This is a genomic window from Pedococcus sp. 2YAF34, assembly GCF_052114585.1.
GTDB lineage: Bacteria > Actinomycetota > Actinomycetes > Actinomycetales > Dermatophilaceae > Pedococcus.
Window position 1 is genome coordinate 1 of the sequence record NZ_JBFRFA010000062.1, and the last position, 8,800, is coordinate 8,800.

The 8,800-nt window shown below is 72.2% G+C and carries 9 protein-coding genes and 1 pseudogene; 3 read left to right on the forward strand and 7 right to left on the reverse strand.

The genetic code is table 11. The features are described from left to right. Window positions 1–162 precede the first annotated feature (162 nt). The 4 genes from scpB to xerD all read right to left on the reverse strand — a co-directional run bounded on the left by scpB (window position 163) and on the right by xerD (window position 3,768). The gene (gene scpB, locus AB4Z02_RS18565; protein WP_441972826.1) at window positions 163–858 is read right to left on the reverse strand and encodes an SMC-Scp complex subunit ScpB; all 696 of its coding nucleotides are present in this window, start codon (window positions 856–858) and stop codon (window positions 163–165) included. After that, entirely contained in the window at window positions 851–1,792 is a 942-nt protein-coding gene (locus tag AB4Z02_RS18570) for a segregation and condensation protein A (RefSeq protein WP_441972828.1), read from the reverse strand. Before AB4Z02_RS18570 ends, scpB begins: the two co-directional genes overlap by 8 nt. A 4-nt stretch (window positions 1,793–1,796) precedes the next feature. Next, entirely contained in the window at window positions 1,797–2,612 is an 816-nt protein-coding gene (locus AB4Z02_RS18575; protein ID WP_056885342.1) for a ParA family protein, read from the reverse strand. Between the two features lie 205 nt (window positions 2,613–2,817). Next, window positions 2,818–3,768: a site-specific tyrosine recombinase XerD gene (gene xerD / locus AB4Z02_RS18580; RefSeq protein WP_441972829.1), complete on the reverse strand. Its 951-nt coding sequence runs from the start codon at window positions 3,766–3,768 to the stop codon at window positions 2,818–2,820. Between xerD and AB4Z02_RS18585 the strand changes: the two genes are divergently transcribed. Continuing rightward, the gene (locus AB4Z02_RS18585; protein WP_441972830.1) at window positions 3,767–4,375 is read left to right on the forward strand and encodes a hypothetical protein; all 609 of its coding nucleotides are present in this window, start codon (window positions 3,767–3,769) and stop codon (window positions 4,373–4,375) included. The genes xerD and AB4Z02_RS18585 overlap by 2 nt on opposite strands. On the opposite strand, the gene AB4Z02_RS18590 is transcribed toward AB4Z02_RS18585, so the two are convergent. From AB4Z02_RS18590 to AB4Z02_RS18600, 3 genes are read right to left on the reverse strand one after another with little or no spacing between them, the layout of a single operon-like run. After that, a complete protein-coding gene (locus AB4Z02_RS18590; RefSeq protein ID WP_441972832.1) occupies window positions 4,349–5,647 on the reverse strand; it encodes a 4-alpha-glucanotransferase in 1,299 nt (432 codons plus the stop codon). The two genes, AB4Z02_RS18585 and AB4Z02_RS18590, sit on opposite strands and share 27 nt — an antisense overlap. A gap of 3 nt (window positions 5,648–5,650) precedes the next feature. Beyond that, complete coding sequence (gene hisS / locus AB4Z02_RS18595) at window positions 5,651–7,000, reverse strand: histidine--tRNA ligase (protein WP_441972833.1); 1,350 nt, start codon at window positions 6,998–7,000, stop codon at window positions 5,651–5,653. Continuing rightward, window positions 6,997–7,698, reverse strand: coding sequence for an MBL fold metallo-hydrolase (locus tag AB4Z02_RS18600; RefSeq protein WP_441972835.1), 702 nt, complete (start codon window positions 7,696–7,698; stop codon window positions 6,997–6,999). The genes hisS and AB4Z02_RS18600 overlap by 4 nt, the downstream gene beginning before the upstream one ends. Before the next feature lie 44 nt (window positions 7,699–7,742). Between AB4Z02_RS18600 and AB4Z02_RS18605 the strand changes: the two genes are divergently transcribed. Together AB4Z02_RS18605 and AB4Z02_RS18610 are read left to right on the forward strand one after the other, a co-directional pair. Further along, window positions 7,743–8,555: a peptidylprolyl isomerase gene (locus AB4Z02_RS18605; RefSeq protein ID WP_056885068.1), complete on the forward strand. Its 813-nt coding sequence runs from the start codon at window positions 7,743–7,745 to the stop codon at window positions 8,553–8,555. 1 nt (window position 8,556) lies between these two features. After that, window positions 8,557–8,800 (forward strand): annotated as a pseudogene (locus tag AB4Z02_RS18610) (DUF349 domain-containing protein); the annotation flags it as partial.

An 8,800-nucleotide genomic window follows, 5' to 3' on the forward strand; every position in this document is an offset into this window, starting at 1 on the left:
CACCAGCACCGCCGCGGCCACCAGCACCGCCGCGGCCACCGCCCTGCCCGGCACCGGACCCCGGGCGACCACCGCCGGAACGGCTCGCACCGGAGCCTCCGGCGCGACCACCTCCGGCGCCTCGGCCCGATCCGGCTCCGCTGTCTCTGCTGCGTGGGGGTGTCATCCGCGTCCCTGTTCTGCTATCTCGTCGAGCACGTCGATCTCGGGAAGGTACGGCGCGAGGGCCGGGAGGTCGTCGAGGCTTCCGAGCCCCAGACGCTGGAGGAAGTAGGCGGTGGTGCCGTAGAGCACGGCGCCGCCCTCGGTCTCGGTGCCGAGCTCCTCGATGAGGCCACGGTTGACCAGGGTGCGCACGACGCCGTCGACGTTGACGCCACGCACCGCGGACACCCGCGACCTGGAGATGGGCTGGCGGTAGGCGATCACCGCAAGGGTCTCGAGGGACGCCTGGGTGAGCTTGGCCTGCTGGCCGTCGAGCAGGAACTTCTCGACCACCGGTGCGTAGTCGGAGCGGCTGTAGACCCGCCACCCGCCGGCCACTGACCGCAGCGTGAACCCGCGCTGCTGCGCGGCGTACTCGGCCTCGAGCTCCTCGAGGTGGCTGCGCACGTCGTCCACGGGCAGCTCCAGGGCGGAGGCGAGCGCCATCTCGGTGACGGGCTCGTCGACGACCATGAGCACGGCCTCGATCGCGCCACGGGCGCCGCCCGGGAAGTCGTTGACGTCGAAGGCGATCTGCTCCTCGGCGACCACGTCTGGCTCCACGGGCGTCTCGTCGGCGACCACCCCCGCGTCCACCTCGACCGCCGGGTCGGGTCCGGCCGCTGGGACGGGCTCAGGTTGCTGCTCACTCATCGGTCGTCTTCTCCTCGTCGCCTACGTCGTCGGTCGTGCCGTCGCGCTCGTCGCCCTCGTCCAACTCGTCGCCCTCGTCGAACTCGTCACTGACCTCGATGTCGCCGTCGTCCGTGCCGGTCCAGCGCACGGTGAGCTCGCCGAGGGCCTCGGCCTGCTCGAACGCGATGGCCGCCTCCCGGAACAGCTCCAGCAGGGCCAGGAACCGCGCCACGATGACCAGCGTGGAGTCGGCGTCGGCCACCAGCGACCGGAACGAGCAGACCCGTTCGGTGCGCAGCCGGGTCCCGATGAGGCCGGCCTGCTCGCGGACGCTGACCTGCGGCGCGTGCAGGTGCTCGAGCCCCACCGTCGGCGGCACCTTCGGGGTCATCGCCCGGGCGGCGACCATGGCGAGCTGCTCGGGGGTGATGTTGATGACGAGCTCGGGCAGGAGCTTCGCGAACTGCGGCTCGATACCGGCCTGCCGCGGGGTCATCCGCCCGGCGGTGGCCATCCGCTCGGCGAACGTGAACGCGATGTCCTTGAACGCGCGGTACTGCAGCAACCGCGCGAACAGCAGGTCGCGGGCCTCGATGAGGGCGAGGTCCTCCTCGTCCTGCGGACCGGTCTGCGGCAGCAGTCGGGCCGACTTGATGTCGAGCAGCGTCGCGGCGATGAGCAGGAACTCGGAGGCCTGCCCCAGGTCCCACTCGGAGTCCGAGGACTGGGCGGCCTTGATGTGGGCGATGAACTCGTCGGTCACCTTCGCCAGGGCGATCTCGGTGATGTCGAGCTTGTGCTTGCTGATGAGCCCGAGCAGCAGGTCGAACGGTCCGGAGAACACGTCCAGGTGCACCTCGAACGGGGCACCGCCGCTGCGACGGGTGATGACGCCGCCGGGGGTGACCTGTCCGGCAGACGGCCCCTCGACGGCGGTGGCCGCCTCGGTCACCTCGTCAGGCCGCCCCACCACGGGCGATCAGCTCTCGGGCCAGCTGCCGATACGACGCGGCGGCGCCGTGCGTGGACGCGTAGGTGGTGATCGGCTCGGCGGCGAGCGTGGCGTCGGGGAACTTGACCGTCCGGCTGATGACCGTGTGGAACACCTGGTCGCCGAAGTGGTCGACGACGCTGCGCACGACCTCCTTGCTGTGCAGGGTGCGCGAGTCGTACATCGTCGCGAGGATGCCGTCGACCTGCAGGCGCGGGTTGAGGCGGTCGGTGATCTTGTCGATCGTCTCGACGAGCAGGGCGACGCCGCGCATGGCGAAGAACTCGCACTCCAGCGGGATGATCACGCCGTGCGCCGCGGTGAGGGCGTTGACCGTGAGCAGGCCCAGCGAGGGCTGGCAGTCGATGAGGATGACGTCGTAGTCGTCCATGACCGGGCGCAGGACCCGGGCGAGGATCTGCTCGCGGGCGACCTCCCCGACCAGCTGCACCTCGGCGGCCGACAGGTCGATGTTGGCCGGGATGACGTCGAGGTTGTGGGTGGCGGTCGTCTGGATGACGTCACGGACGTCGTGCCCGCGCTCGACGAGCAGGTTGTAGATGGTGACGTCCAGCTCGTTGGCACGGACACCGAGGCCCACCGACAGCGCGCCCTGCGGGTCGAAGTCGACGAGCAGCACCCGGCGACCCACCTCGGCGAGGGCGGCACCCAGGTTGATGGTGGTCGTCGTCTTGCCGACGCCACCCTTCTGGTTGCACATGGCGATGATGCGCGCAGGACCGTGGCTGGGCAGGGGTGCGGGGTCGGGGAAGTCCGGCATGGCACGACCGGTCGGGCCGAGCAGGCCGGGACCCACCGTCTCCGTGCCGGGCAGCCGCGCGTGGTCGCGCTCGGTGCTGCTGGACGTCTCCGGGGTGCCCTGGGCGGACGGTTGCGACTGCGTGGTCACCTCAGGTTCCACAGGCGTTTCACTCCCGGTGAGTTGGCGTTCGACGGTCAGCCTCGCGCTGATCGGGACGACCCTATCAGCGGGCACGGGGGTGGCTCTGGGCGTAGACCTCACGTAGCCTCTGCACCGTGACCAGCGTGTAGATCTGGGTCGTCGTGACCGAGGCGTGGCCGAGCAGCTCCTGCACGACGCGCACGTCCGCGCCGCCGTCGAGCAGGTGCGTCGCGAAGGAGTGCCGCAGGGTGTGCGGCGAGACGTGGGCGGTCAGGTCGGCCCGCTCCGCCGCCGCCTTGAGCACCGCCCAGGCGGACTGCCGGGAGAGCCTGCCTCCGCGCTGGTTGAGGAAGACGGCGGGCGTCCCCCGCCCCTTGGCGGCGAAGGCGGGACGTCCCCGGACGAGGTAGGCGCCGACGGCCTCGGCGGCGTACGAGCCCAGCGGGACGACGCGCTCCTTGCTGCCCTTGCCGAAGAGCCGCACCACGCCCTCGCCGGTGTCGATGTCGTCGATGTCGAGACCGATGGCCTCGGAGATGCGGGCGCCCGCGCCGTACAGCACCTCGAGCAGCGCGCGGTCGCGCAGTGACGCCGGTGTGTCGCCGACGCTGGCGGCCTCCAGGAGCCGCTCGACCTCGTCGACGGCGATCGCCTTGGGCAGCCGGGCCGGTGGCTTCGGCGGGCTGACGGCACTGGCGGGATCGGTGCGCACCTCACCCTCGAGGGCCAGGAACCGGTGGAGCCCGCGGACCGCCGCAAGCGTCCGCGCGGTCGACGACGCCGCGAGCGGCGGGTGGTCGGCGCTCCCCTCGCGCAGGGTGGCCAGGAAGTCGGCGACGTGGGCCTGCGTCACCTCCGACGGTTCCAGCACCCCCCGTCCGGCGAGGTACGCGGTGTAGCGGCCGAGGTCGCGACGGTAGGAGGTGAGCGTGTTGGCGGCGACGCCGCGCTCGACGTCGAGGTGGGCCAGCCAGCTGCGGACGGCACGCTCCATCGCGCTGGTCGGTGGCACGGATGGGAGTGTAGGCGGCATGAAGCTCTACGCAGACCTGCCGGGCCGCCGCACCCTCCAGATCCTCGCCGACCTCGGCCTGGTGGCCTGGGTCTGCCTGTGGGCCTGGGTCGGGCGGCTGGTCCACGACACGACGATGGAGCTCGCGGCGCCGGGTCACCAGCTGCAGGACGCCGGCTCGGGCTTCCGTCAGCAGATGAACGGAGCCGGCGACGCCGTGCGCGACGTGCCGCTGGTCGGCGACCAGATCGCCACGCCGTTCCGGAAGGCAGGCACGGCAGGCACCACCATCCAGCAGGCGGGGACCGACCTGGTCGACGCCGTGACCCGGCTGGCGAACGTGCTCGGGTGGGTCACCGCCCTCGTGCCCATCCTCATCGTCGGGTTCATCTGGCTGTTCCTGCGGGGGCGCTTCGTGCGCCGGGCCACGGCAGCCCAGCGCTTCATCGACGAGGCGGCCGACCTCGACCTGTTCGCGCTGCGCGCCATGGCCCGCCAGCCGATGCGCAAGCTCGCCGCCATCTCCCCCGACCCCACCGGCGCCTGGCGGCGTGGCGAGGCGCCGACGATCAGGGCGCTGGCGCTGCTGGAGCTGCGGGACTCAGGCCTGCACCCGCCCGCGGCCTGAGCCGGCGGTCAGCTCGCGCAGTCGGGCGGCGTGCTCGGCGGTGAGGGCGCCGGGCTCCAGCTGCCAGGACCAGCCGCCCTCGATGCCGGGGGCGTTCATCCGCGCCGACGAGCCCAGCCCGAGCACGTCCTGCGCCTGCATCATGGCCAGGCCGCAGGGCGTACCCAGCGCCAGCTCGATCATCGCCCAGCCGGGCTCGGCGTCGCCGTTGGCGGCGACGCCCTGCTCACGCCAGGCGGCGCGGACGAGCTCACGGCGGTGCTCGGGCAGCTCGGCCCACCAGCCGGCGACGGTGTCGTTGTCGTGGGTGCCGGTGTAGACCACCTGGTCGGGCGCGAGGTTGGCCAGGTCGTGGGTGTTGTACTCGTAGGCCGGCTCGAACCCGAACTGCAGCACCGCCATGCCGGGGAAACCCAGGGCCTTGCGCAGGTCGATGACCGGCTGGTCGATGTCGCCGAGGTCCTCGGCCAGCACCGGCAGCGTCCCGAGCGCCTCGCGCGCGGCGTCGAACACGGCGCGACCGGGCCCGGTCTCCCACTGTCCACCGAGCGCCGTCTCGTCACCGGCCGGGATCGCCCAGTACGCCGCGAAGCCGCGGAAGTGGTCGACCCGCACCAGGTCGAACAGCGCGAACGTCCGCCGCAGCCGCTCGACCCACCAGCGGTAGCCGTCCTGCGCCAGTACGTCCCAGCGGTAGAGCGGGTTGCCCCACAGCTGGCCGGTCGCGGCATACGCGTCCGGCGGGCAGCCGGCGACCGCGTCGTCACGGAAGAACTGCGGCCACGCGCGCTCGTCAGCACCGTCGGGCGCGACGTAGATGGGGACGTCCCCGAGGATCTGGATGCCCCGCTCGTGGGCGTGGGCGCGCAGGGCCGACCACTCACGGTCGAAACGCACCTGGTCGGCGAGGTCGCCGCCGAAGCTCGTCCACGAGTCGACCCAGTAGGCCTCCCGCTGGGCGAAGGCGTCCAGCTCCGCCTGGCCCACCGGGGCGTCCGGCTCCTCCAGCAGCGCCGCGGAGGCGGCGAACGCGGACGGCGACTTGTAGGGCGAGCGGTGCTGGTCGGGCACGGAGACGGGCAGCACCTGCCAGACCGACTGGCCGGCCTCGGCGAGCCAGTCGACGAAGTCACGCGCCGGCTGGCCGAGGCGTCCGCCGGGCAGCGAGGTGATGTGCAGCTGCACACCGCTGGCGCGCGAGGCGGTCAGCGGGTGGGTCCCGTCGGGACCTGCAGGGGTCGGGGCCGTGGGGCTCGTGCCGGTCGTGTCCATGGGTCAGGCCTCCGCGCGCAGGATCTGGGGGTGCAGGTCCTCGGCGGGTGGCGTCCACACCGAGGCGTCCGCGTCGACCTGCTCGCCGGAACGGATGTCCTTGACCTGGTCGGGGCCGGTGGCGCTGCCGTCGGCGGGCTCGCCCGCGCCGGGGAACCAGACGTACGGCATCCCCCGCCGCTCGGCGTACCGGATCTGCTTGCCGAACTTGGCCGGCTTGGGCGCGACCTCGCACGGTATGCCGCGGGCGCGCAGGGCGGTCGCCACGCGCGTCGAGGTGGCCCGGCTGTCCTCGTCGTTGACGGCGACCAGGACGCAGGCCGGCGTCGAGCGGCTGGCGCTGAGCATCTTGTGGCCGAGCAGGAGGCCGAGGAGCCGGGAGACGCCGATGGAGATGCCGACCCCGGGGTAGGTCGTCCTGCCGTCGGACGCGAGCGAGTCGTAGCGGCCCCCGGAGCAGAACGACCCCCACGACTCGTGGCCGACGAGCTGGGTCTCGTAGACCGTGCCGGTGTAGTAGTCGAGGCCGCGGGCGATGCGCAGGTCGGCGACGAGCGCTCCGGGGGCGTTCGCCATACCGGTGTCGATGACGCGGGCCAGCGCCTCCAAGCCCTCGTCGAGGGTCGGGTGCTCGACGCCGAGCTCGCGGACGCGCTCGACGAACGACAGGTCCTCGGTGCGGATCGCCGCGAGCGCGAGGCACCGGTCGGCCTGCTCGCGCGTGAGGCCCGACTCGACGAGGAGGTCGGCGACCTTGGCCGGCCCGATCTTGTCGAGCTTGTCGACGATGCGCAGCGTCCCGATGACGTCGGTGACGCCGATCCCGAGGTAGAAGCCCTCGGGGATCTTGCGGTTGTTGACCTGGATGACCATCCGGCCGATCGGCAGCTTGGCGAACACCTCGGCCATGACGAGCGGGATCTCGGCCTCGAAGTGCGGCGCCAGCTCCCCCACGTCGACGACGTCGATGTCGGCCTGGGTGAACTCGCGGTAGCGGCCCTCCTGCGGCCGCTCGCCGCGCCACACCTTCTGGACCTGGTGCCGGCGGAACGGGAAGGCGAGGTGGCCGGCATTTTCGAGGACGTACCGCGCGAACGGCACGGTGAGGTCGAAGTGCAGGCCCAGCTCGGCGTCGGTGGTCTCCTCGCCGGCCAGCCGGCTCACGCCGTAGATCTCCTTGTCGGCGTCGCCGCCCTTGCCGAGCAGCCGGTCGACGGGTTCGACGGCCCGGGTCTCGATCGAGGGGAACCCGTGCAGCTCGAAGGTCTCGCGGATGACGTCGAGGAAGTGCTGCTCGACGATCCGCTCGGCGGGCAGGTACTCGGGGAAACCGCTGATCGGCGTGATCTTCACGCGCCCAATCCTTGCAGGTAGGGGTTGGTCGCCCGCTCGCGCTCCATCGTGGTGGCCCCGTAGTGCCCCGGGAGGACGAGCGTGGTGTCCGGCAGGGGCAGCACGACGTCGCGCAGGCTCCGGTCCATGGCCGCCGGGTCGCCACCGGGCAGGTCGGTGCGGCCGATCGACCCGGCGAAGAGGACGTCGCCGCTGAGGACAGTACGGTCCACGTCGACCTGGTCGGCCACCCCGTCCGGCACTGCGTCGACCGCGAACATGACCGAGCCCTCGGTGTGCCCGGGAGCGTGCAGCGCCTCCAGCGACAGGCCTGCGAGGTCGAGCCGGGTGCGGTCACGGATCTCCACGACGTTGCTCGGCTCGGTCCACGTGGCCTTGGCCCCGAACTGCTGCTCGAGCATCCCGACGAGACCGGGGTTGGCGTGGGCCAGCAGGTCCACGAGGCGGTAGCGGTCCTCCTCGTGGATGTGCGCCGCCGTGTCGGCGCCGCAGACCGGCGTCACCGAGTAGACGTGGTCGATGTGGCCGTGGGTGAGCAGGACGGCGGCCGGGCGCAGCCGGTGCTCGGTGAGCACGGCGCGCAACGTCTCCTCCACACCGATCCCGGGGTCGACGATGACGCACTCCTCCCCCGCTGCCGGGGCCAGGACGTAGCAGTTCGTGTCGAAGGCGGCGGCGGGAAAGGCGAGGGTCAGCACGGGCGGCAGCCTAGCGACCGGGCTGCCTGCCTAGACTGGCGCGCGTGACCAAGGAGCAGGAACGAGCCAGGGCGCGTCGACGCCAGGAAAAGCTGGATGCCCGCGCGGCGCAACGCGAGCGCGACGCCGCCCGGAACCGACAGGCCTTCGCCGTCGTGGCCGCGGTGCTGGTCGTCGTCCTGGCTTTCGTCGTCCTGGCCACCAAGCTCGGCGGTGACGACTCCCCCGCAGCCTCACCGAGCGCGACGACGACCCCGTCCACGACCGCCTCCTCCTCGGTCGCAGGGTGCACCGCTCCCCCGCCGCGCCCCACGACGATCAAGACGCAGGGACTCCCCGACAAGGCGACCGCCGCGGGCAAGACGTTCACCGCCGTCCTCACCACCAACTGCGGCGACATCACCCTGCAGCTCGACGGCGCGAAGGCTCCCCAGACCGTCGCCTCGTTCGTCGCCCTGGCGAAGAGCAGCTACTTCGACGACGCCCCGTGCCACCGCCTGACCACGCAGGGCATCTACGTGCTCCAGTGCGGCGACCCGCTCGGCGGGACCGGCACCGGCCCGGGCTACTCCTACGGCATCGAGAACGCGCCCAAGAACGGCCAGTACCCTGCCGGCTCCCTGGCGATGGCGCGCACCAGCGACCCGAAGTCGAACGCCGACCAGTTCTTCCTGGTCTACAAGGACACCGACCTCAGCAGCGTGCCCGAGGGGTACTCCATCTTCGGCACGGTGACCGGTGGAATGGATATTGTCGAGAAGATCGCCGCAGCAGGTGTGAGTGGTGGTGCCACCGATGGCGCCCCGGCTGCACCCATCAGCATCCTCAAGGTTGCTGTGACCGAGAAGAAGGCCTGACGTGACCGAGCAGACGCCCCCGGCAGACCCCACCGAGCCGCAGGACGGCGCCCCGACCGAGGCCACCCCCGTGGCCGACGCGCCGGAGCCCACGGCCACCGACCCGGAGCCCAGCGCCGCCGAGGCACCAGCAGCCGAGGTCCCGGAGGCCGAGCAGGCCCCCACCACCGGCGAGGCGCCAGCCGCCGAGCCAGAGGCCCCAGCCCACGAGCCGGAGGCCCCCGCGGCTGAGGCAGCGCCCGCGG

What these genes read in the sequence shown, in the direction of transcription:
- AB4Z02_RS18585 (WP_441972830.1), top strand. Translation starts at nt 3,767, where the DNA reads ATGAAGCTCTACGCAGACCTGCCGGGCCGCCGCACCCTCCAGATCCTC.
- scpB (WP_441972826.1), bottom strand. Translation starts at nt 858, where the DNA reads ATGAGTGAGCAGCAACCTGAGCCCGTCCCAGCGGCCGGACCCGACCCG.
- AB4Z02_RS18590 (WP_441972832.1), bottom strand. Translation starts at nt 5,647, where the DNA reads ATGGACACGACCGGCACGAGCCCCACGGCCCCGACCCCTGCAGGTCCC.
- xerD (WP_441972829.1), bottom strand. Translation starts at nt 3,768, where the DNA reads ATGCCGCCTACACTCCCATCCGTGCCACCGACCAGCGCGATGGAGCGT.
- AB4Z02_RS18575 (WP_056885342.1), bottom strand. Translation starts at nt 2,612, where the DNA reads ATGCCGGACTTCCCCGACCCCGCACCCCTGCCCAGCCACGGTCCTGCG.